Source organism: Anaerotignum sp. (assembly GCF_030625865.1).
In the GTDB taxonomy this organism is placed as follows: Bacteria; Bacillota; Clostridia; order Lachnospirales; family Anaerotignaceae; genus Chakrabartyella.
The window spans coordinates 56,647-79,100 of record NZ_DAOUQB010000007.1; the positions used below are offsets into that span (position 1 = coordinate 56,647).

Genomic DNA, 22,454 nt, shown 5'->3' on the forward strand with positions numbered 1-22,454 from the left:
TCACCTGGTAAAATCGGTTTCTTTCATCATTATATCATCAAACTTCTAGTTTTTACAAAAAAATCACAAATAAGGAAAAGGAGGATAACAGGGAAAGAGCTTTAGAATATGTCTTCGATGGTAGCCAAAAGAAGACCAACAGAAATGGATTATGTAGAGAAATATATGGAGAATAAAAAAGCAGTCCCAGGAATGGGACTGCTTTGATAGGAATGAAAAAATTTAATTGTTTAAAACGTTACCATCATAAAATTAATGGTTATCATTATGCCTGTATTTTATTTGCCGCATTATGTTCCGCCAGTTGTTTCTCCAAAAGGCTGAAATCAACACCGGTCACTTTGTCGGGCCAAGTTTCCTTGGTTATTTTCATTTGCTCCGCGGCATCATCCCATTTCCCATCCTGTATTGCTTCGAAAATTTGCACGAAAGCAATGAGGCGTGGTAAGTTTCCACCCATGGGAAGGCCAAGAAAGCGCTTTTTATATTTTTTGATTATTTCCAAAGCATCCTGATTTTCTTCAAGATGTATGAGTACATAAGCAAGGTTTAAGAAATAAACGGCACCGTTGGCTTTTTTTAATGCACCGCCATTGATGCTTTTTAGTTTTTGTTTTGCCGTAACAAAATCATCTTTTTCCATATAAGCAACAGCAATATTCATGATTAACATGGAACGAATGTTATTGGGGCGTTTTCCCTGGAGTAATTTTTCCGTTTCCTCAATATACGTATCCGGATCGGATTCAATCAAAGGCATCAGAGAATTCACTTTTTGGGCGAATTTTTTAAACCAGTGTGCGTAATAAACAACGCCCAAACCCATTACAAAAATAATCAAGTAAAACAAAATTTGAGAGTTTTCACCAAAAATTTTGCCCGCTCCCAAAAGAATGGCAATAAATAATAACACAAAAACATATAAGATTCGCATTTCTTATTTCCTCCTTTGTTTATTGCAGTTCCTCCCATTGTGCGTAGAGTAACTCCAATTTTTTCTCTAGTTTGGTCTTTTCTTCAAAAATTTTCTGAGCCCTGCTGTAGTCGGCGCTGGCTAAAGCCATGTCTTCATCTGCTTTTGCAATTGCTTCTTCAGTTTCTTCTATTTCCTGTTCCAAACGGGAAATTTTTGACGCTAATTTTCGTTCTGCTGCTTGTTGTTCTTTCTGCTTCAACCAGTCAGCTTTTGTTTCGCTGGCAGAAGCAAGGATAGATGTTGGAGAGGTGATTCCTGCTTCTTTTGCTTTTTCAGCTTCGTTTCGTGTCTGTTCAGCTTTTTTCTCCAAATAATAATCGTAATTTCCCGTATACTGTACTACGCCGTCTGGAGTTAATTCTAAAATTTTTTCTGCTGTTCTATTAATAAAATAACGGTCATGGGAAATATAGACAACGGTTCCTTCATAGCAGTTCAAAGCATCTTCCAGGACTTCCTTAGAGAACATATCCAAGTGGTTGGTAGGCTCGTCCAGCATGAGTAAATTTGCCTTGGAAAGCATGATTTTTGCCAGGGAGACACGGCCTTTTTCCCCACCGCTTAATGCAGAAATGGGCTTGAATACATCATCATTGGTAAAAACAAAGGCAGCTAGAACGTTTCGGATTTGTCCCGCTGTAAGGTTAGGGTAGGTATCGGCAATTTCGGCGAAAATTGTTTTTGTTTCATCCAGTTTTTGCTGTTCCTGATCGTAGTAGCCGACATGAACATTGGTGCCAAAACGGATTGTTCCCGAGTCTTCTGAAACTTCCCGCAGGAGCATTTTGAATAATGTAGATTTTCCTACTCCGTTGGGGCCGATAATTGCGGCTTTTTCTCCTCGTTTTACATCTATATTTACATTTTGGAATATTTTATTACCACTATAAGATTTAGAAAGCCCTTCCGCATGAAGCACATCATTACCGCTTGTAATAAAGGGGGTTAGAGTTAAGCGCATATGGTCAGGCAGGGAATCCGGCCGATCGACACGGTCTATTTTTTCTAATCTTTTTTCTCGGCTTTCGGCGCGCTTAACGGATTTTTCCCGATTAAAAGCGCGAAGGGTACGAATAACCTCTTCTTGGCGTTTAATTTCCTTTTGCTGCGTATCAAAAGCTTTTTGTTGAATCTCTCTGTTTATTTCTTTTTGATTAAAATAAAAACTATAATTTCCGTTATATACATTAGATTTTTTATTTTCGAGTTCTACTACTTTTGTAACAATTTTATCTAAGAAGTAGCGATCGTGAGAAATAATTAAAACAGCCCCCTCATACCCTCTGAGAAAGTCTTCCAGCCATTCGATGGAAGCAATGTCCAAATGATTGGTGGGCTCGTCCAGAAGTAAAAGATCGGGCTTAGAGAGCAAAAGCTTGCCCAGATAAATTCGGGTTTTCTGTCCCCCGGAAAGTTGGGAAAGGGGACGGTTAAATTCAGATTCAGAAAAACCCAATCCTTTTAGAACGCCTCGCAGACGGCTTTGATAGCTATATCCGTCATTTTGCTCAAAAAAGTGTTGTAAACGAGAATATTCCTCCATCTTGTCGGACAATTTTTGTCCGGTGAGAGCCCCCATTTCGTTTTCCATTTCACGAAGAAGCTTTTCGGTTTCTAAAATTTTTTCGAAAACCGATAGCATTTCTTCATAGATTGTGCGGTTGCTTTCGATTTGCTGATTCTGTGCCATGTATCCTAGGGTAGCATCTTTCTTGATATAAAATTCGCCGCCGTCTCCTGAGGTTTCTCCGGTTAATACTCGAAATAAGGTTGTTTTACCTGCACCGTTTACTCCGACAATGGCGGCTTTTTCTTTTTCTTCTAAGTGGAAAGTAATTTTGTCTAAAACGACATCAATGCCGTATGCTTTGTGTAATTGTTTGCATGCTAGTATCATTTTTTTGTCCTCCGTTTTTTCTGGGGATATAAGTACAATCATAGCAGAAATATGGGAATAATAAAAGAGTTATTGTTGACAATAAAATAACAGGAGTGCTATACTGAATTTAAGTTGACAAGGAGAGGATTTGGATAAAATGGATAGTGAAAAGAAAATTTCGCCGGCGGTTATTAATCGGCTTCCACGATATTACCGCTATCTTGGCGATCTTTTGGAGAGCGATATTACCAGAATTTCATCAAAAGAGCTGAGTGCAAAAATGAACATTACCGCCTCCCAAATACGCCAGGATTTAAACAATTTCGGAGGTTTTGGTCAGCAGGGTTACGGCTACAACGTGGAGTATCTTCATAATGAAATAAAGAAGATTCTGGGGTTGGATAGGTTATATAATATGATTGTAGTCGGAGGCGGCAATATTGGGCAGGCTTTGGTAAATTATACCAACTTTGAAAAAAGAGGTTTTGTGATTAAAGCTGTTTTTGATATTAACCCCCGTATTATTGGCATGACCATCCGTGGCATTGAGGTATATGACGTAGATCAAATGGAAGAATATCTCAAGAATAATATTGTAGACGTTGCAATACTTACACTGCCTCGCTCAAAGGCGGCAAAGGTTGCCAATGACTTGGCAAAGTGGGGCGTGAAGGGTATGTGGAATTTCAGCCACGTGGATTTACAGGTTCCTGATGATGTTTTGGTAGAAAATGTGCATCTCACAGATAGTTTAATGACTTTGATTTACAAAATAAATGAAATGTACACCGAGGAAAATGAATTAAACCATCTTTCCAATGGATTACCAATTAAACCAAAGCTTGAAGTTGGAGATTAATATTGTACAAAAACTGCTCTGTTGAGGGCAGTTTTTATTTTATAAAAAGGGAGATTACCGGTTGTTAATATTACGTTTTCATTTTCTGTATTACGTTGGGAACCAAAATAAGTAAAATAAAGTGTAAGGAAAATTCTGTGGCTCTGCATAGTTGTTATTTATTTAACAAAAAAAGGAATCGTACTTGGTTCTTGAAAAAATATTTGCTAAAGAAAGGGTAAAAATCATTGAATTGAGAAGTTGACTTATGGTATTTTTATTGAATAGTTATTTTGGGGAGTTAAAAGGCTTATGGCAAAGTCAGAAAAAAAGGAATCTTATATATTTACAAATGGGGATTTAAGGAGACTGATCATACCCATTGTAATTGAGCAATTTTTAGCAATTTTGGTGGGCTTATCGGATTCCATTATGGTTGCAAGTGTGGGGGAATATGCTGTTTCCGGTGTTTCTTTGGTGGATAATATTTTTGTATTATTGATTTATTTATTTGGCGCCCTTGCCACAGGAGGTGCGGTGGTTGCCGGGCAATACTTAGGGCAAGATAACAGAACAAAGGCTTGCCAGGCCACAGATCAGCTGGTACTTTTAACGGCAATTTCTGCTTTTGTTATTACAGCTGGGATATATTTAGCAAGAGGTTTTATTTTGCATGATGTTTTTGGGAAAATTGAGGCAAATGTAATGGAAAGCGCACATACATATTTGATGATTGTATCGGCCTCTATTCCCTTTATTGCCCTTTATAATGCAGGGGCGGCAATATTCCGTTCTATGGGCAATTCAAAGGTTCCTATGTTTCTTTCCGTGCTGATGAATGCAATTAATGTTGGTGGGAATGGGATTTTAATTTTTGGCTTTGGGATGGGGGTCAAAGGGGCGGCCCTTGCCACATTGGCATCTCGTATTGTAGCCGCCGGGGGAATCATCCTGTTATTGCGGGGACAAGAGCATTTGCTCCACCTTTCCAGACCCTTTTCTTTTCGTTTGGATAAAGGAATGCTTAAAAAGATAGCGTTTATCGGCATTCCAAATGGGTTAGAAAACAGTATGTTCCAGTTGGGAAAAATCATGGTTTTGAGTATGGTAACAGGTTTTGGCACAGCAGCCATTGCGGCAAATGCAGTGGGCAATATTATTGCTACGTTCCAAATTATGCCAGGTATGGCCGCCAGTATGGCCCTTGTCACAGTTTGTTCTCGTTGTGTAGGAGCAGGGGACTACGAGATGGCTAGATACTATACCCGAAAAATTTTAAAGCTGATTCATATTTTAATTATCGTTTTTAATGTGGTCATTTTAGTAGCTTTGCCTTGGATTTTGGCACTGTATCACCTTTCTCCACGGGCAACTCAGCTGGCAACGGAAATTGCATGGCTTCACGGCATCTGTGCAGCGATGATATGGCCGGAGGCCTTTCCTCTGGCAAATACCCTACGTGCGGCAAATGACGTAAAATTCTGCATGATTTGGTCTATTTTTTCTATGTGGGTTTTCCGTATTGTATTTAGCTATATTTTAGGTGTTTATTTTGGAATGGGGCTATTTGGTGTTTGGGTTGCTATGATTATTGATTGGTGTGTAAGGGCATTATTTTTCATTGTACGTTACCGCGGCACAAAGTGGCAGCTTCATAAAATTTAAAAAAGATTCTCCTGATTTCAAATTAACAGAAAAAGCCCCATTGCTTTTGTATACTGGCAATTCGGGCTTTTTCTATATGATAAAAGTGTTTTTAAAGGGCGCACCTTATGTTATTATGTTAACCTTTTCGGCTGTAAAAGGGAGCTTTGTCCTTATCTTTTTTTCACGGGGTAGCAAACCTCGGTTACCCATTCGTTGCTGTTGGAGGTTTCGTAGGGACTTACATGGTAAATACAGAACGACAGACCATTAAATTCATAGCCATTATCCTTTACCCAATTTGCTACGGCCTCATTGACCTCGTTTACCTTATCATAACTGCCTTGATAAGTGGCGGAGGCAATTGAAATGGGAGCTACGTGTTTAAATACAACGTGCTCTGTATTGGGGTAAGTGCCTTTTACAGATTTTTGTACTTCTACATCTACGTCAGACTCTTTATGCTCTCCATCATGGAAGATTGCTAAGGTATAACAAGGTTCTCCATCCTGTATTTGCAAAGAGGCGGTTTCTTCCATTAAAATACCCCAGAGCATCCCTTCTTGATCATAAGAGGGGATAATTTGTCTAACACTCGCAACATATCTTTCCGGTAATTCTTTTAATGATACACTATAGGTCATGGCTGTTTCATCCTTTCTGAGTTTGGCAATGGTTGTTTCCAAAAGAATCAATCGGCGGTTGATATCCTCGGCCTCTTCCATAACTTCAGTCTTTTTGACAGCAAGAAATTGAGAGAGGGCTTCCGGATTATCAAAGTTTTTCATAATTTCTATGATTGCGGCTAAAGAGAACCCCATATTTTTCAGGGACGTAATTCTTTCCGCAATAGGGAGTTGGGTTTCGCTATAATATCGATACCCAGTGAAGGAGTCAATGGTTTCGGGCTCCAACAAGCCGATTTCATCGTAATGACGAAGCATTCGGATACTAATCCTGGATAATTTTGAAAACACACCTATCTTAAGCATTTTATCACCTCACGCGTGGTATTTTTGAGCTCAAATTCAGTATAGAGTATTACATAATGAGAGAGTCAATAGGAATTTTATAATTTATAAAAAAACCCCTTTGCCGATTTTTGCAAAAGGGGGGGTTTTTTATTTTGTTTTTCCTAGATATGCCTGTTTAATTTCTTCGTTTGCCAAAAGCTCATCCCCAGTACCTTCCATGGTAATGGTTCCTGTTTCAATAACATAAGCCTTATGGGCAATTTTTAAAGCCATATTTGCATTTTGTTCGATGAGCAAAACGGTAATGCCTTCTTTATTGATTGTCTGGATAATGTTGAAAATATCCTTTACAACCAAAGGAGCAAGACCCAAAGAGGGTTCATCCATCATAATTACCTTTGGTCTGCTCATTAATGCTCGACCAACGGCCAACATTTGTTGTTCACCACCGGAAAGGGTACCTGCCATTTGCCATTCTCTTTCCCGCAAACGGGGGAATAGAGTAAAAACATATTCTAAATCATCTTTTAAGTTGTCCTTTCGCAGATAAGCACCAATTTTCAGATTTTCTAAAACAGTAAGATTGGGAAAAACCCTTCGTCCTTCAGGTACCAGGGTAATCCCTTGAGAGACAATAAAATCAGGGGACTGCCCAACGATTTCCTTCCCTTTATAAAGAATGGAGGCCTGCTTTGGTTTTACCAACCCGGAAATGGATTTTAGGGTGGTGGATTTTCCGGCACCGTTTGCGCCGATTAAAGTAACGATTTCCCCTTCAGGAACAACCATATTAATTCCTTTTACGGCTTCGATTCCACCATAGGAGACCACCAGATTTTTAATTTCTAAAATATTACTCATCTTCAGCCACCCCCAAATATGCGTCGATTACTTTCTGATTATTTTGAATCTCATTGGGTGTACCGTTTGCAATCATTTTACCAAAATCGATTACATAAATACGGTCTGAAATATCCATAACCAGATTCATATGATGCTCAATCATGAAAACCGTAAGATGGAAATGATCTCTCACTTTTCGGATAAACTCCGTCAGCTCATCGGTTTCCTGAGGATTTAGGCCTGCCGCAGGCTCATCCAACAAAAGTAAAGATGGATTGGTTGCCAAAGCACGGGCAATTTCCAAATGCCGTTGCTTGCCATATGGAAGGGAGCTTGATTTTTCATCTTTCAGTTCATATAAATCCAAAATGCGCAAAAGTTCCAGAGAATCTTCCTTCATCTTTTTTTCTTCTTTCCAATTCAGAAGGAAAGTATCAGCAAAGATGTTTGCTTTCATACGCATATGTTTCGCAATCAATACGTTTTCCAAAACGGTCAATTCTTTAAAAAGACGGATATTTTGAAAAGTACGGGCGATTCCCAATTTTGTAATTTTATCGGGAGTGGGTTCCGTTACTTTTTTGTATTTTCCTTTGTTTTCCCCGGCGTACATTTTTTCCATTTTACCCCTTGGGTAGTTGGAAATAATATTCTTCCCTTCAAAATCAACAGCGCCGTTGGTAGGGGCATAAACGCCGGTAATGACGTTAAATGCCGTTGTTTTCCCCGCTCCGTTCGGCCCGATGAGAGAAACGATTTCATCTTTGTGTACTTCCAAAGAAAGGTTATTTACGGCAACTACGCCGCCAAACTGCATGGTAATGTCTTGCACGGAAAGGACTTTTTCACTCACAGCTTTCACCTCCCGTTTTTTTCTTTTTATTTAAACGGTTTATGATGAAATTCCAATTCAACTCATTCGTGCCCATAATGCCACGGCGGAAGAATAATACTACAATCATCAAAATGAGAGAGAAAACAACCATACGAAAGCCGCTTTTTAACAGGGGAACTTTGAAACTCCCAATGAAGATTTCCATATCCAAGAAGCGAAGCCACCATTCTCTTGCGGCGATGACGAGAAAGGACGAGATAATACTTCCTGTGATAGAACCCATACCACCGATGACAACAATCAGCAAAATGTTGTAAGTTAAGGTAACATTGAAGGTTGTGGAGGTGATTGCGCCCAAATACATTCCCATTAGTGCGCCGCTAATCCCTGCAAAGAAGGAACTGATAATAAAGGAAAGCTGTTTATGTTTTGCAAGATTAATGCCCATTGCCTCGGCGGCGATTTCATCCTCACGAATTGCTTTAAAAGCACGGCCGTAGGAAGAACGAATCAAGAGACTGACAATTAAAATGCAGATTCCCACAACAATAAAGGGAAAGTAAAAATTGCTGAATTTAGGAATTAATTTTAGCCCTAAAGAACCGTTAGTGATACGATTCATGGGGGAACTACCCACAATAATGCGGACGATTTCCGCAAAGCCTAAAGTGGCGATGGCAAAATAGTCGCTTTTTAAGCGAAGAACGGGGGCACCGATGATTGCCGCAAGAATTGCAGCTACCAAGCCTGCCAATATAATTGCTGCCCAGATGGGTATTTGAATATTGGAAAGCCAATCGGCCACACCGTAGAGATAGTATACGCCGGAACGGCTTTTCACGGGAATGGTAAAAATGGCAAAGGTATAGGCACCAATTGCCATGAAGCCTGCCTGCCCTAAGGAAAACAAACCGGTAAAGCCGTTTAATAAATTCATTGAGACTGCCACAAGTGCATAAATTGCCCCCAATTGCAATACGGTACGGAGCATAAAAGTAGGCCTAGTATAATGATTTACATAAAATAACATACCTGCACATACCAAAAGGGCAATCAAAGAAAAAAGGACTTTTAATTGTGTTTTCTTTTTTTCTGTCATGTTTTACACCTTCTCAGTTATTTTTTCGCCGAACAAACCTGTTGGCTTAATTAGTAGGATAACGATTAATAAAATGAACGTAAATACATCGCTGAACTCGGAATAACCGGCAGCCTTAATAAAGGTTTCGGACAGGCCGATGATAAAGCCGCCTAAAACCGCCCCCGGAACGGAGCCGATACCGCCGAATACTGCTGCAATAAAGCATTTTAAACCGGGCAGAGAGCCTGCCAGAGGGTATACGGAGGGACGTGGTGTGAAATAAAGAACAGAACCGATTGCAGCCAAAAAACAGCCGATCACGAAGGTGAAGCTAATAACACGATTAATTTTAATACCCATCAGCTGAGAGGTTTCAAAGTCTTTGGAAACGGCTCTCATTGCCATGCCGATTTTGGTATGATTAATTAACTGCATTAAAATAAATACAAAAGCTAACGTTAAAATTGGAGTGATGAAGGTTACCACAGAGGTGGAAATACCGCCAAAAGAAATGATTTTTGTTAAAAAACCAATGGCAGGATAGGGTTTTGGTAAAGCAGAAAATAAATATGTAGCCACATTTTGCAAAAAGTAAGAAACACCGATGGCTGAAATCATGATAGACATACGAGGTGCGCTTCTTAAAGGTTTATAGGCGATTCTTTCAATGGTAACACCCAGAATAACGGTTGCAGTTATTACTACAATAATTGCAACATACCAAGGTAAAGCGAAATTTACCATGGAGAAAATCATAAAATAAGCTGCCATCATAAAAATATCCCCATGGGCAAAGTTAATTAAGCGCAGAATACCATATACCATGGTATAGCCGATGGCAATTAAGGCGTAAATGCCACCGATAGAGATGCCCGTTAGGCAATATTGTAAAAATGCGTTTGTTGTCATGGTTAAACCTCCAGACAAAAATAGTTGATTTAGCGGCTTGAAAAGGTTTAAAAAGGGAAGGTTTCCTTTGTAAATAGGAACCCCTTTTGGTTCCTTTGCAAACCTTCACAAGCCACACCTACAGAAAAAAGTACCGGGAGGCTGAACTCCTCCCGGCAAATTGGTTTTAATGATTGTGCCAAGGGAATATTTTCCCTAACAGATATTATTCAGCAGACTGTGTCTTCAAGAAGGCAAACTTACCGTCTTTGATTTGTTTGATGTAAGCTACATTCTTGATAGCGTCACCATTTTCATCAAAGGAGATTGCGCCTGTTACACCATTGAAGGATACTGCTTTTAATGTGTCTCTCAGAGCCACGGAATTCAGGGTTTCAGCACCATCCAAAGCTTTCAGAGCTTCATATACGGACATATATGCGTCATAACCCAAAGCGGAAACAGCTGCAACGCCGTCGGAACCGCCGTTGGAAGTCAGGTTCTGAGGATTGCCGTTTAAATATTCTTTAAAGCCTGTAACGAATTCTTTTGCAACAGGGTTTGTTTCATCATGTTCGTCAAAGAAGGTGGAAAGGGCAACGCCTTCCGCAGCAGAGCCTGCGGCATTAATGATTGTTTCGTTTTCCCAAGTATCGCTGGCAATAATCTGTGCGGTAATACCGTTTGCCTGTGCCTGAGGCAACAACAATGTTGCAGTTGCGATAGAGGAAGGAGCAAAGATACAATCCGGGTTAGCTGCTTTTATAGAAGTCAAGATTGCATTGAAGTCCGATTCGTTGGTCTGATATGTTTCGTTTGCAACGATGGTACCGCCCATTTTTTCAAATGCCTGCTGGAAAAATGCAGCAAGGCCTGTGGAATAGTCGTCACCGTTCTGGCTGATGAGGGCTGCTGTTGTATAGCCCTGTTCCATGGCATAGGAAGCCATTACAGTTCCCTGGAAAGGATCTAAGAAGCAAGTACGGAAATAGAAGTCATTGCCCAAAGTTACCTGGGGGTTTGTGCAGGAAGCACCGATTGCAGGAACCTGTGCATCAGTGAAGGTCTGACCTGCGGCAATAGAAACACCGGAGCCATAAGAACCCAAAACAGCAACAACGCCGGAGCTGATTAGGGACTGGGCTGCAGTAACCGCTGCGGTTTTATCAGACTGGTTATCAACTTCTACTAATTGAATATTGTATGTATTGCCATTGATATCAACGGTAGGATATAGCTGGTTTGCATAGCGCATACCCAGTACTTCCTGCATACCGCCGCCGCCGTTTTCCCCTGTTGTGGGTTCAAAAACGCCGATTTTAATGGTGTCGCCTTCAATAGCAACGCCTGTTGCAGCGGTTTCATTGTTTGCTGCACTGTCATCGGAAGCATTGCCACCGCAAGCTGCCAGAGACAACATCAATACTGCTGACATGGTTAAAGCAAGAAACTTTTTCATAATATTACGACCTCCCTAAGGTTTTTTCGTCCATCAAGGACAAAAAGCTGTTTTTGTCGATGTGTGTCTTTGATACATAGACAAATGATTTTCACATCGCTGACAAGAGTGTACCACAAATTGGATTATTAGGCAATATATACAACGTTTTTTTCAGATAAATACGTATTTTTGTCTACGAAGCTATGCTGAATTATTTTCGTAAAAGAGGTAGAAAAACACATGCCGTTCCTATATAATAAAAAACGGATTCCAAAACAATTTGGAGTTTACAGAACAGGAGGAGAAAAACATGAGCAAAGCGGATGCTATTTTTATTAAAAACTGTACAGAAATACTTGAAAAGGGATTTTCAACTGAAAATGAAAAGGTTCGCCCTCATTGGGAAGACGGTGCGCCTGCATATACCATAAAAACTTTTGGCGTTGTGAACCGCTATGATCTTTCCGAAGAGTTTCCTCTTTTGACATTGCGGGCAACCAATTGGAAGGCTGCTATTGATGAAATTTTATGGATTTGGCAAAAAAAGTCCAATAATATTCACGATTTAAACAGTAAGATTTGGAACTCTTGGGCGGATGAAACCGGTTCCATCGGTAAGGCCTATGGCTATCAGCTTGGCGTACCCTATACCTTTAAGCATGGTACTATGGATCAGGTTGATAATGTGCTTTGGCAATTGAAAAATACGCCCTATTCCCGCAGAATCATGACGAATATTTATAATTTTGCGGATTTAATGGAAATGGGCTTGGAGCCTTGTGCATACAGTATGACCTTTAATGTGGTAGGGGATAAATTGAATGCAATTCTCAATCAACGTTCTCAAGATACTTTGGCTGCGAATAACTGGAATGTGGTTCAATATTCTGCGCTTTTAATGATGTTTGCCCAAGTAAGTGGTTTAAAGGCGGGAGAATTGGTTCATGTTATTAGTGATATGCATATTTATGACAGACATATTCCTATGATTCAAGAATTAATTCAAAGAGAAAAATTTCCAGCACCTAAGGTGCGGTTGAATCCGGAAATAAAGAATTTTTATGATTTTACCGTGGAGGATTTTATTGTGGAAGATTACCAACATGGTAAGACCATTGGAAGAGTGCCTGTGGCAATATGATAGGAGGGATGATATGAATTTAATCGTTGCGGTGGATGACCAGTGGGGAATTGGAAAAGATGGGGATTTGTTGTGCCGTATTTCAACGGATTTGAAGCGTTTTCGGTCTATTACCTCGGGAAATGTATTGGTTTTGGGTCGAAAAACATTGGAATCTTTTCCTAAGAAAAAGCCTTTACCCAATCGGGAGCACGTGCTTTTAACCAAAAATTTAGAATACAAAGCTGAAGGGGTTACCTTTTGCAACAGTATAGAAGAATTACCCTGTGTCTTAGAGGGTTTTGGTGAGAAAGACGTTTTTGTGGCTGGAGGAGGCAGTATTTATCAACAACTTTTGCCATATTGTGACAAAGCATATGTAACAAAAATACATGATACTTTTCCGGCAGATACTTATTTCCCTAACCTAGACCTTCTTTTGGAGTGGGAGATTGTGGAGGAAGGGGAAGAGCAAGAGGATAACGGTGTGAAATTTTCTTTTGTGCTGTATCAGAAAAAAAGTAAATAAAAGCATAACGAGTAAAAGGGGTGTCTTTGGGGACACCCCTTTTGTTGTGGAAAAGAAAACCACGCGTTAGACGCGTGGTTCAAAAAAGCCTACGGCGATGAGGCGAAAAAGGGACTCCCTTCGTTATAATAAAATTTATAGTCAGCTAACTGCAAAGAATAAAATAACCACGGGAGTTTTAACATGAGCCTTAACGACATAAATAGTTTTGCTCATACGAAGTGCACATATTGTTTTCCCCGGAATTGTGTTTCCTAATCTTCACACGCATATTTTATCGTTTCTTGACAATGTATTTCCAAGGAATTTAAAAGGCAAATATCAGTATCTCCCTGTGAAACCAACTGTGGAAGTTCCGTACAGCCTAGAATAACACCATCAACTGAATAAGACGAAATGATTTTTAAAAATGTCTTTTGTGATGACTCTTGGATTAAATTGATGACCAATTCGGAGAAAATAATCTGGTTAATAATTTCTTGTTCTTCCGGAGTTGGGGTGATTACCTGTATTCCATATTTCATAAGTCCGGTTTCGTAAAAACTGCTTTGCATGGTGTAGGCAATACCAGTTAAAAGTAATTTTTTTAGACCTAGAGATTGTGCTTTTTTTCCCACAGCATCAACAATGCTAAGTACCGGAATTTGAATATCTCCACGAATTTCTTCTAAAATGGAATGAGGTGAATTTGCAGCCATAATTGCAAAGTCTGCCTTAGCTCTTTTTAGAGTATGGAAGCTATGAAGAATATAATCTTTGTATTCAGCCATTCTATTTTCATTTTCCAAGTCTGTGAAGTATTGAAAATTTAAGCTGTCAATTACCATTTCCGGATAATAGTAATGGTGATACCGCTGATAGAATAGGTCATGAAGTGTCTTGTAATAATGGAGCGTTGATGCAGAACTAATTCCACCAACAATGCCAATCTTTTTCATTTCTATATCTCCTTATTTTAAATAAAATGAGCGATTATCGATTGCCCGCATAGTTGCAAGTATACCGTCTAAGTGATCATATTCATGCTGCAAAAGCTCGGATAAATCCCCTTCCAATAACATCTCATGTTTTTTCCATTCCATGTCACAATATAAAATGCGGATTTTTTTGTTACGCCGTACTTTCACCAGAAGGTTTGGAAAAGACATACAATCATCCATAACCTCCATCTTGTCCTCTCCAACAAATTCCAATACTGGATTAATAAAGATGATAGGCTCGTTAATGCACATATACAAAATTCGCTTTTGAATCCCAATTTGTGGGGCAGCAATAGCCCGACCAACATGATATTGATTACGAAATGCCATTAAAGTATCATGCAGATCTTGAATAATGGGGGGGAATAGCGGCAGGTCGTCTTTCTCGACAGGATTACTGATTTCGTACAGTTTTGGATTTCCTAATTGCAAGATTTCTCTTTTCATAATATTCCTCCTTTTTGTTATTTTCTAAATATAGTATATTCTTGATATTGTGTGCCATCAATGATAAAATTGTTTGCATAACAATTTTAAGGTGGGAGAAATGATGCCTGTTAATTCTTTTGATAACTATCCTATGTCGTGGAAGCCCAAAATCCGTAAAGGGGGAGATATTCCCCTATATATTGAAGTAGCACAGGCGCTTGAAATGGATGTGCGCAATGGACAATTAAATCCAAATGACAAACTGCCTCCACAAAGGGAACTTGCTGATTATTTGGATGTAAATTTAAGCACAATTGCCCGTGCATTTAAATTGTGTACAGCAAAGGGCTTGATTTCAGGCGAAGTAGGGCGGGGAACATATATATCTTCAGATGTTTTGTCAAAATTTCCGATGCTGGATCAGTGCGGATTAGAGCATTGCGTTAATTTGGGTGCATCCCATCCGTTATACAATCAGAACAAATATGTTGTACAAGTTTTGAAACAAATTATTAAAAAAACCAACGTTACTAATCTTTTGGAGTATACCGAAACGTCAGGGCGGTTTGGCCATAAACTAAGTGGACAGAACTGGCTTTTTCAATTTGGCTTAAAAGTCCCTGTTGAGAATATTCTTATTTCATCTGGATTACAAAACTCTTTGGCAATTATATTGACTTCTCTTTTCCGTTTTGGAGATAAAATTGTTACAAATTCTGTTATTTACCCCGGAATTAAGAACATTGCTAATTCTTTGGGAATACAACTGATACCCATACCTTATTCAGGGCAGAGAATGAATATTGATTATCTTGTTCAGCTTTGTAAAAACGAAAACATAAAGGGGATCTACATTATACCGGATCACCACAATCCTACGACTCACTTTATGAGTGAACGAGAGCGCTGGGATTTATCAACTGTTATTAAGCAATATGGCTTGATTTGCATAGAAGATGCAACCTATTCATTTTTATCTGATAAAAAATATCCTGCCGTTGCAAGTATGGTTCCAGAACAGTGCATCTATATCTCCACGGTTTCCAATTCTCTTTCTGCTGGTTTGAGGGTGGCATTTTTATCAATGCCATCATCTTACTCAGAGCAAATAAAGAAAGGAAATAGCGATATTAATGTTATGGCTGCGCCATTAGAAGTGGAAATTACTTCTCAACTGATAGAAACTGGGGTAGCACAAAAAATTATTCAGGAAAAAAGAATAGAATTGCAACGACGCAATAAATTAGTTGATAAATATTTGTCCGATTTCCCGATCAAAGGGGAAGCAAATTCTCAATTTCGATGGCTGAGGCTCCCCCCTAAATGGACAGGGAAACAGTTTGAGGCGGTTGCCAAAGAAAATGGGGTTCAAGTATTTTGCTGTGAACGTTTCATTGTGGGAAGTGCAATAGTTGAGCCAGCTGTTAGGTTAGCAATTAGTACGCCTCACAATAGGGAGGACCTAGAAAAAGGATTGAAAATCATAAAAAATATATTAAAATAACTCTAGGGGATAGGGAGGAGAGGGCTATGCCCACATAAAAAAACCACGCGTTTGACGCGTGGATGGTTACCCGAATATATCTTGGAGAGGTGGAAAATATGAGATAAATTCGTTCATTTTCACTTTGCTGGGATTGAATAAGATAAAAAAATTTTTGATGCCTCACATCAAATCTTTAGCTTTTTCAAGCAAAAACTGCGTTTGGTTCCATTGGGGATTTTGGTGCACCAAATTAAGAAGTGCTGCCAAAAGATTCCCGATTGCTTTGCCTTTGGGTATCCCCAATTCCATGAGCATTTGCCCATCCACAGCCAGTTCCTTTAGGGTTAGACAGTCCCCTCTAGTGAGGATTTCATTAAGGCATTGGGCAGTCTCGGCAAAAGGTGAGGTTGGATGTAAAATTTCTTGCAGCAGAAGAAGCTGTTGTATTGCATCAACACCCAGTTTTCCTGCCAAAGTCCGCAAAGGATACCCTTGTGTAGGAAGTTCATGGGCTAGGTTTTCTAACAAAAGGCAAATTCGTTTTAGACTATCATTGTCAAACTTAAATTTTTTTAAGAATGTTTTTGCTTCTTGTGGAGAATAATCCTGTAAAACCATTGTCCAACGCAGTATAGGATCTTTTGGTAAATTGCGTAATTGGGGGAGAAAAGCGTTCCCTCTTTCTACGATTCGAGCGGATAGGAGGGGGTCAATCGCCTTTAATAAGCCGCTTTCCCAAAGGAGGGACATTTTTTCATCATATTGGCAAAGCCACAGCTTTTCCATTTCATCGTGGATTCGTTCTACACTGATTTTCTGGATTCGTTCTTTATTTTCGCAAAGAGCCTGGTAGGTTTCATTTTCAACGGAAAAGCCCAATTGCGCCGCAAACCGCACACAACGCAGCATACGCAGGGCATCCTCTTGAAAACGCAGAGCTGCCTCACCTACACCACGAATGGTTTTTCTCTGAATATCCTCCATTCCGCGAAAAGGATCCTGATAACCATTTTTGGGGTGATAGGCGATAGCGTTCATGGTGAAGTCACGGCGTAATAAATCCTCCCTAAGGTTATTTGTAAAGGAAACACTGCTGGGGTGGCGGCAGTCTTCATAGTTGCCTTCCACACGATAGGTAGTTACTTCATAATTGGTATGGTTTAGAACTACAGTCACGGTACCGTGCTGAATTCCTGTGTCAAAGGTATGGGAAAAAAGTTTTTTCGTTTCTTCCGGTTGGGCTGATGTGGTAATATCCCAATCTTTTGGGGTGGTATTTAAAATGGTATCCCTAACACACCCACCCACAATATAGGCTTCATAGCCCCCTTGATTTAAGGTGTTTAAAATATATAAAACGTCTTCGGGTAATGTATTTGAACGCATAATCATTCTCCTTTGGTGTTTTTTCTTTCGTCTTTTAAAAAAGATGGATTTTAAAATGCTAAGAACCGAGAATGGAACTTTTTATGTTAAAATATTATAACATAAATTTTGTAATTACAAAGGAAAGCCACCGCAGATTTTTCTGAATTGTTGAAAAAAGTCAAATTATAAACCAATGTAATAAAATATTAGTAAATTTAAAAAAATATTAGGAAATTGGTTGACAAACAGAGCAAGTAGTGCTAATATATTTTTTGCAGTCAACAATACGCGCCCTTAGCTCAGTTGGTAGAGCAACTGACTCTTAATCAGTGGGTCCAGAGTTCGAGTCTCTGAGGGCGCATTTTCGAAGCAGAGTGGCTTAGAGGAATTCTAGGTTGTTCTGCTTTTTTTTTGCTCTTTTTACTCCCTAATTTTGGGAGTTTTTCTTTTTTTACGGATATTTTGGGCAGTTTCTCCATAGAATGGTACAGAAATGTTTTGTCCGTAATCGGCAGGGGGAATGGATATGGAGGACATACACGAAAAAGTATTGTGGGAGGGCTATGGTCTGCGTTTTTACAGCGGAACACGCACTCGAACAGGTCTTGTCTGCAAGACGGACAAAGGGCTCAGAGAATTAAAGAAGGCAAGGGAACGGATGAATAGCATTCGTTATGCCCATGATGTAAAGGAATGTCTCTATCACAATGGATTTACTGATATTAGCAGGTTTTACAATACCATGGAGGGGCAGCCTTGTTTTGTCAAGGATGGGACGATATATGTTTTGGAGGAACTTTTGCCAGCTATGCCATTAGAGGAGGATGGAAAAGAGGCTTTTATCAAAGGGGCGGAAACTTTGGGCAGAATGCATTTTTGTGCAAAGGGTTTAACGAGTAATTTTGTTCTATGGGACAAAGAACGTCTTCCGGTGCAATTCTCTAAAAGAAAGGTGGAGCTTGCGAAAATCAAGCGTCGTATTCAACGTCAAGGCGGCTATGATGCCATTGATTTGTTGGTACTGGATAATTATCATACATATATGGAACAGACGATGCAGGCAGAAGCACTTTTGCAAGAGGCAGATTATCCTACATTAATTGAGAAGGCAGAAAAAGAGGGGGCTTTTTGTCATCATAGCTTCAAGGGAGAGAACCTGAGAATTGGGGATGCCGGGAAATTGTATGTTAGTGGCTTTGAGGGTTGTAGCAGTGATATTTCCTTACTGGACTTGGCGGCATATCTAAAACGATATATGAAAAAAACCGATGGGGCGAAAGGCGGAGTTATCCAAATGCTTGAGGCTTATCAGAAATACAACCCACTGGAAGAAAATGAAAAAGTTTTATTGCGGGCACTGACAATCTATCCTGAAAAATTTATGCGGTTGATTAATGAATATTACAACAAAAGAAGAGCTTGTGTGTCTCCTGCCATGCAGGAACGTTTGGCACTGGCGGCAGAGGATGAGAGGAAAGCAAAAGAATTATTTGACTTTATTCAGGAAGGCTGATTATGTGTAGGGAAAAACAAAAGGTCCTTTTTCGATGAAAAAAATATAATAGAAAAAGGGCTTTTCATTTTTTCTCGATTTTCAAAGGGTTTTGAGAGTGGGCTTTATGAATTTTTCTTGCAACTTATAGGGGAAACGTATAAAATGTATTTTAGGTACGTCTGAAAATTCCCCGAAGGAGGAGAAAAACATGAAGGACTATCATTTCGAAAAAGATAATCACGAATTTGATGAAACCATTCGATTAGATAATATAAATAAGGAAATGAAGAAGCTGGAAAAAGACCCACAAGAGGATGATTTGGGGGATAAAGACGCGTTTTTGGATGCCTTTGAATCTGAAAAATTCGATCAGTCTCCCGAAGAGAGTGTCCCTAATAGCCCTTCAAGCAATGGGGGGGATTCGTCTGCTGAAAATGGGGACGAGCCTTTTTTTAATAAAAGGACGGTGACGATCATTACTACAGCAGCCATGGTTGTGGCCATTGCTTGTTTTGCCATTGTGCGAGGGATATTTTTTTCAGGGAACATTCATCAGGGATTAGCCTTAGAGCAAGAGCCTGTGTTGATTCAGGGTACGTTGGCGGGGGGCGAATTAATTGTTTATGATATTAAAGAGAATTTAAAGAAGAGTATTATCATTACGGAAGAAACAGTTGTTACCGATGCCCAGGGACAAGTTACCCCCGAGATTGAATTTCATACGGGTGATCTTATTATGGTGGGGCTTGGAAAAGATGAAAAGCATGTATTAAGCGTAAATTTGGGGGGAGACATAAAAGCCTTCCAAGAAACGGGACTTACAGCAGATACTACCGCTAAACAACTTCTGGGAGAAGGAAAGAAGTTTAAATACGGTGAGCAGGCTATGTTTTTGTATAATCAGGATGAGATTCATGCCAATGAACTAGAAGCCTGTGATGTATTGATTTTAAAAAGTTATGATGATATTGTTTGGTCCGTTGATGTAGCGGAGTATCATGGATATATTTCTATAGAAAATAAAGAAAACATTATAAATGGTGTGTTCCAACTGGATGAAGAAGAAGGGGTTCCTTTATCTCAGTTAGAGCGTATTGCTGTGAAAGAAGGAACGCACACCATTACTGTCTCAGGGGATAATATCGAAAAAAGAACAGACAGCATTTTTGTTGAAACAGGAGAAGTCTATGAATATGACCTTTCCAAAGCACAGGAAAAAGTGGGTGTTTTAATTATTAATGCGAATGTGACGGATTATAAGCTGTATATCAACGGTACTTTGGTTGATAGTACGGTGCCCTCGGTGTTGCCGTTGGGAGAATATGATATCGTGATTCTGAAAAATGGATATAACGAGTGGAGTCAACATATTGTTTTGAGTACGGACACCCTATCAATTGAAGCAAACTTACAAAGAGATATACAATTTGGCACTGTTTTTATTGATGCAGATATTGAAGGGGCAAAGCTTTATATTGATGGTAAGGAGATGGGTACTGCACCCACAGAATTAAACCTGCCTTACGGAAGCTATAGCCTGGAGGTTGAAAAGAGTGGATATCAGCCGTTTTCTACTACCTTTACAGTAAGTAGCAGTACCACCCATATAAATGTTGAATTGGATAAGGAATAAGAGGAGGCGGGGAGTATGGATCATATGAGTAGATACCATCAATGGCTGGAGGATCCTTCTATTGATGAGAAGACAAAGGCGGAATTACGCCTGATTGCCGCAGATGAAAAAGAAATCAAGGAACGTTTTTATAAGGAACTGGAATTTGGAACAGGTGGATTGCGTGGAATTATCGGTGCGGGGAGTAACCGACTGAACACTTATACCGTGGGAAAAGCCACCCAAGGACTGGCGAATTATATTAAAAAAGAAGGCACAGAAAAAAAAGGTGTTGCTATTGCTTATGATTCCCGGAGGATGTCTCCGGAGTTTGCAGAGATTGCAGGCTTGGTTTTGGCAGCAAATGGGATTCCGGCTTTTGTGTATCCCTCGTTACGCCCTACGCCTATGCTTTCCTTTGCCGTCAGATATTTGGGCTGCACGGCAGGAATTGTGATTACCGCAAGCCATAACCCCCCTGAGTATAATGGATACAAGGTATATTGGGCAGACGGTGCACAGGTAGTGTCACCTCGGGATAAAGGAATTATTGACGAAGTAAATGGGGTAACGGAATACGGTCAGATTCAGAGAATGGAACGAGACAAAGCTGAAGCAAATGGGCTTTATCATATGATTGGTGAGGAAGTTGATAACCTGTATGATGAGCAGGTTTTGGCCCAGCGCATTTGCCCTGAAATTACAGAAGTGATGGGTAATGATCTTTCTGTTGTTTATACGCCCATTCATGGCTCGGGGAATTTGCCGGTACGCCGTGTTTTGGAAAAGGCAGGATACAACAAGGTATTTGTGGTTGCCAAGCAGGAAAACCCTGACCCTGATTTTACTACAGTAGGTTACCCCAACCCTGAAGATCCAAACGTATTTACTTTAGCTAAGAAGCTTTCGGAAGAGAAAAACGGGGATATTATTGTGGGAACAGACCCGGATTGCGACCGTGTAGGGGCAATGGTGAAAAATGAACAAGGGGAATATGTTGTTTTAACAGGGAATATGGTAGGTGCACTGCTGACAGACTATATATTGTGTCAAAAGGCACGAAAGGGTGCGTTACCTGACAATGGCGTTGTGATTAAAACCATTGTGAGTACAGAATTGATTCAGCCCATTTGTGATCATTTTGGTGTAGAGAAAATGGAAGTTTTAACGGGGTTTAAGTTTATTGGCGAAAAAATTAAGAAATTTGAAGAAACAGGTGCCCATACTTTTATTTTTGGCTTTGAAGAAAGCTATGGTTATTTGGCAGGAACTTATGCCAGAGATAAGGATGCAGTGGTGTCTACATTGCTTCTATGCGAAATGGCTGCGTATTACAAGAGAAACGGTATGACGTTGTTTCAAGCAATGCAAAAGCTGTATGAAAAATATGGATACTATTTGGATGGTGTGAAGGCCATTACCCTTAAGGGGTTGGATGGGGTAGAACGTATACAAAAAATCATGACCACCCTACGGGAAACAGCGCCCAAAGCCTTTGCTGGAAAAGCTGTGGTTTGGGCAAGAGATTATAAAACACAAATTTTCAGAAATTTGAAAACGGAAGAGGTGGAAAAAAGCACATTACCACCATCGGATGTGTTGTATTATACCTTAGAGGATGGTACTTGGCTTTGTGTGCGCCCCTCCGGGACAGAACCCAAGCTGAAATTCTATATTGGAGTCAAGGGGGAGAATCTTGCAGCTTCAAGAGAAAAATTATCGGCAGTAGAGAAAGATATAGAAGAGAAAATAGCTTCAATCTAATAAATTGAATTTAATTTAGAAAAAGAAAAGCCATGATAAAAATAATATTATCATGGCTTTTCTTATAAACGTAATTTAGCTTAATTTTTTTTGCTGGATAAATAGATTGCTTTAACACGATCGAATTCATCAGTGATTTCTTTTTCCGGTGCCTTTGTCAAAAGGCTTACAATGATGATAGCTGCCATGGAAATTAAAAATGCGGGCAATAATTCATAAATATTCCAAGCACCACCCATTGGTCTTATGAGGTATTTCCAGATAAAGACCAT

At 39.7% G+C, this 22,454-nt stretch carries 19 protein-coding genes, 1 tRNA gene and 1 pseudogene; 9 read left to right on the forward strand and 12 right to left on the reverse strand.

Annotation, left to right across the window (positions count from 1 at the left end; all coding sequences use genetic code 11):
• Nucleotides 1-265 precede the first annotated feature (265 nt).
• Together P9Q65_RS03485 and abc-f are read right to left on the reverse strand one after the other, a co-directional pair.
• On the reverse strand, nt 266-934 hold the full coding sequence (locus P9Q65_RS03485; RefSeq protein WP_304507848.1) for a hypothetical protein: 669 nt from the start codon (nt 932-934) through the stop codon (nt 266-268).
• 19 nt (nt 935-953) lie between these two features.
• Nucleotides 954-2,873 carry a ribosomal protection-like ABC-F family protein gene (gene abc-f / locus P9Q65_RS03490; protein ID WP_304507850.1) on the reverse strand — a complete coding sequence of 640 codons (1,920 nt, stop codon included), beginning with the start codon at nt 2,871-2,873 and terminating at the stop codon, nt 954-956.
• A 139-nt stretch (nt 2,874-3,012) separates the two neighbouring features.
• Between abc-f and P9Q65_RS03495 the strand changes: the two genes are divergently transcribed.
• Complete coding sequence (locus tag P9Q65_RS03495; RefSeq protein ID WP_304507876.1) at nt 3,013-3,714, forward strand: redox-sensing transcriptional repressor Rex; 702 nt, start codon at nt 3,013-3,015, stop codon at nt 3,712-3,714.
• A 291-nt stretch (nt 3,715-4,005) separates the two neighbouring features.
• A complete protein-coding gene (locus P9Q65_RS03500; RefSeq protein WP_304507852.1) occupies nt 4,006-5,358 on the forward strand; it encodes an MATE family efflux transporter in 1,353 nt (450 codons plus the stop codon).
• A gap of 152 nt (nt 5,359-5,510) precedes the next feature.
• Here the strand turns inward: P9Q65_RS03500 and P9Q65_RS03505 are convergent, their stop codons facing one another.
• The 6 genes from P9Q65_RS03505 to P9Q65_RS03530 form a co-directional block, all read right to left on the reverse strand.
• Nucleotides 5,511-6,329, reverse strand: a complete 819-nt coding sequence (locus tag P9Q65_RS03505; protein WP_304507854.1) for a MerR family transcriptional regulator — start codon at nt 6,327-6,329, stop codon at nt 5,511-5,513.
• 129 nt (nt 6,330-6,458) lie between these two features.
• Nucleotides 6,459-7,163 (reverse strand): ABC transporter ATP-binding protein, encoded by a 705-nt coding sequence (locus P9Q65_RS03510; protein WP_304507878.1) that lies wholly within the window; start codon nt 7,161-7,163, stop codon nt 6,459-6,461.
• A 1-nt stretch (nt 7,164) separates the two neighbouring features.
• Nucleotides 7,165-7,971: an ABC transporter ATP-binding protein gene (locus P9Q65_RS03515; protein WP_304507879.1), complete on the reverse strand. Its 807-nt coding sequence runs from the start codon at nt 7,969-7,971 to the stop codon at nt 7,165-7,167.
• 28 nt (nt 7,972-7,999) lie between these two features.
• Nucleotides 8,000-9,088, reverse strand: coding sequence for a branched-chain amino acid ABC transporter permease (locus tag P9Q65_RS03520; protein WP_304507855.1), 1,089 nt, complete (start codon nt 9,086-9,088; stop codon nt 8,000-8,002).
• A 3-nt stretch (nt 9,089-9,091) separates the two neighbouring features.
• Complete coding sequence (locus P9Q65_RS03525; RefSeq protein WP_304507857.1) at nt 9,092-9,979, reverse strand: branched-chain amino acid ABC transporter permease; 888 nt, start codon at nt 9,977-9,979, stop codon at nt 9,092-9,094.
• 205 nt (nt 9,980-10,184) lie between these two features.
• Nucleotides 10,185-11,417, reverse strand: a complete 1,233-nt coding sequence (locus P9Q65_RS03530) for an ABC transporter substrate-binding protein (protein ID WP_304507858.1) — start codon at nt 11,415-11,417, stop codon at nt 10,185-10,187.
• A 292-nt stretch (nt 11,418-11,709) separates the two neighbouring features.
• On the opposite strand from P9Q65_RS03530, the gene thyA reads away from it, so the two are divergent.
• Nucleotides 11,710-12,540 (forward strand): thymidylate synthase, encoded by an 831-nt coding sequence (thyA, locus tag P9Q65_RS03535; protein ID WP_304507860.1) that lies wholly within the window; start codon nt 11,710-11,712, stop codon nt 12,538-12,540.
• Between the two features lie 13 nt (nt 12,541-12,553).
• Complete coding sequence (locus P9Q65_RS03540) at nt 12,554-13,048, forward strand: dihydrofolate reductase (protein WP_304507862.1); 495 nt, start codon at nt 12,554-12,556, stop codon at nt 13,046-13,048.
• 254 nt (nt 13,049-13,302) lie between these two features.
• Here P9Q65_RS03540 and P9Q65_RS03545 read toward each other — a convergent pair whose 3' ends face one another.
• Together P9Q65_RS03545 and P9Q65_RS03550 are read right to left on the reverse strand one after the other, a co-directional pair.
• Complete coding sequence (locus tag P9Q65_RS03545) at nt 13,303-13,986, reverse strand: aspartate/glutamate racemase family protein (RefSeq protein ID WP_304507864.1); 684 nt, start codon at nt 13,984-13,986, stop codon at nt 13,303-13,305.
• Nucleotides 13,987-13,998: 12 nt separating this feature from the next.
• Nucleotides 13,999-14,475 carry a peptide deformylase gene (locus tag P9Q65_RS03550; RefSeq protein WP_304507865.1) on the reverse strand — a complete coding sequence of 159 codons (477 nt, stop codon included), beginning with the start codon at nt 14,473-14,475 and terminating at the stop codon, nt 13,999-14,001.
• 100 nt (nt 14,476-14,575) lie between these two features.
• Between P9Q65_RS03550 and P9Q65_RS03555 the strand changes: the two genes are divergently transcribed.
• Nucleotides 14,576-15,961 (forward strand): aminotransferase-like domain-containing protein, encoded by a 1,386-nt coding sequence (locus P9Q65_RS03555; protein ID WP_304507867.1) that lies wholly within the window; start codon nt 14,576-14,578, stop codon nt 15,959-15,961.
• Between the two features lie 162 nt (nt 15,962-16,123).
• On the opposite strand, the gene P9Q65_RS03560 is transcribed toward P9Q65_RS03555, so the two are convergent.
• Nucleotides 16,124-17,329 carry a CCA tRNA nucleotidyltransferase gene (locus tag P9Q65_RS03560; protein ID WP_304507869.1) on the reverse strand — a complete coding sequence of 402 codons (1,206 nt, stop codon included), beginning with the start codon at nt 17,327-17,329 and terminating at the stop codon, nt 16,124-16,126.
• Between the two features lie 270 nt (nt 17,330-17,599).
• On the opposite strand from P9Q65_RS03560, the gene P9Q65_RS03565 reads away from it, so the two are divergent.
• The 4 genes from P9Q65_RS03565 (at nt 17,600) to P9Q65_RS03580 (ending at nt 22,182) form a co-directional block, all read left to right on the forward strand.
• A tRNA-Lys gene (locus tag P9Q65_RS03565) sits at nt 17,600-17,672 on the forward strand.
• A gap of 165 nt (nt 17,673-17,837) precedes the next feature.
• On the forward strand, nt 17,838-18,824 hold the full coding sequence (locus tag P9Q65_RS03570; RefSeq protein WP_304507870.1) for a hypothetical protein: 987 nt from the start codon (nt 17,838-17,840) through the stop codon (nt 18,822-18,824).
• 190 nt (nt 18,825-19,014) lie between these two features.
• A complete protein-coding gene (locus P9Q65_RS03575; protein WP_304507871.1) occupies nt 19,015-20,439 on the forward strand; it encodes a PEGA domain-containing protein in 1,425 nt (474 codons plus the stop codon).
• Nucleotides 20,440-20,454: 15 nt separating this feature from the next.
• Entirely contained in the window at nt 20,455-22,182 is a 1,728-nt protein-coding gene (locus P9Q65_RS03580; RefSeq protein WP_304507872.1) for a phospho-sugar mutase, read from the forward strand.
• 80 nt (nt 22,183-22,262) lie between these two features.
• On the opposite strand, the pseudogene P9Q65_RS03585 reads toward P9Q65_RS03580, so the two are convergent.
• Nucleotides 22,263-22,454: pseudogene (locus P9Q65_RS03585) on the reverse strand (hypothetical protein); the annotation flags it as partial.

Bases quoted from the DNA above. Each gene is read 5' to 3' on its own strand.
- P9Q65_RS03500 (WP_304507852.1), top strand. From the start codon at position 4,006: ATGGCAAAGTCAGAAAAAAAGGAATCTTATATATTTACAAATGGGGAT.
- thyA (WP_304507860.1), top strand. From the start codon at position 11,710: ATGAGCAAAGCGGATGCTATTTTTATTAAAAACTGTACAGAAATACTT.
- P9Q65_RS03525 (WP_304507857.1), bottom strand. From the start codon at position 9,979: ATGACAACAAACGCATTTTTACAATATTGCCTAACGGGCATCTCTATC.
- P9Q65_RS03545 (WP_304507864.1), bottom strand. From the start codon at position 13,986: ATGAAAAAGATTGGCATTGTTGGTGGAATTAGTTCTGCATCAACGCTC.
- P9Q65_RS03495 (WP_304507876.1), top strand. From the start codon at position 3,013: ATGGATAGTGAAAAGAAAATTTCGCCGGCGGTTATTAATCGGCTTCCA.
- P9Q65_RS03505 (WP_304507854.1), bottom strand. From the start codon at position 6,329: ATGCTTAAGATAGGTGTGTTTTCAAAATTATCCAGGATTAGTATCCGA.
- P9Q65_RS03485 (WP_304507848.1), bottom strand. From the start codon at position 934: ATGCGAATCTTATATGTTTTTGTGTTATTATTTATTGCCATTCTTTTG.
- P9Q65_RS03555 (WP_304507867.1), top strand. From the start codon at position 14,576: ATGATGCCTGTTAATTCTTTTGATAACTATCCTATGTCGTGGAAGCCC.
- P9Q65_RS03570 (WP_304507870.1), top strand. From the start codon at position 17,838: ATGGAGGACATACACGAAAAAGTATTGTGGGAGGGCTATGGTCTGCGT.
- P9Q65_RS03520 (WP_304507855.1), bottom strand. From the start codon at position 9,088: ATGACAGAAAAAAAGAAAACACAATTAAAAGTCCTTTTTTCTTTGATT.
- P9Q65_RS03530 (WP_304507858.1), bottom strand. From the start codon at position 11,417: ATGAAAAAGTTTCTTGCTTTAACCATGTCAGCAGTATTGATGTTGTCT.
- P9Q65_RS03515 (WP_304507879.1), bottom strand. From the start codon at position 7,971: ATGCAGTTTGGCGGCGTAGTTGCCGTAAATAACCTTTCTTTGGAAGTA.
- P9Q65_RS03580 (WP_304507872.1), top strand. From the start codon at position 20,455: ATGGATCATATGAGTAGATACCATCAATGGCTGGAGGATCCTTCTATT.
- P9Q65_RS03575 (WP_304507871.1), top strand. From the start codon at position 19,015: ATGAAGGACTATCATTTCGAAAAAGATAATCACGAATTTGATGAAACC.
- P9Q65_RS03540 (WP_304507862.1), top strand. From the start codon at position 12,554: ATGAATTTAATCGTTGCGGTGGATGACCAGTGGGGAATTGGAAAAGAT.
- P9Q65_RS03560 (WP_304507869.1), bottom strand. From the start codon at position 17,329: ATGCGTTCAAATACATTACCCGAAGACGTTTTATATATTTTAAACACC.
- abc-f (WP_304507850.1), bottom strand. From the start codon at position 2,873: ATGATACTAGCATGCAAACAATTACACAAAGCATACGGCATTGATGTC.
- P9Q65_RS03550 (WP_304507865.1), bottom strand. From the start codon at position 14,475: ATGAAAAGAGAAATCTTGCAATTAGGAAATCCAAAACTGTACGAAATC.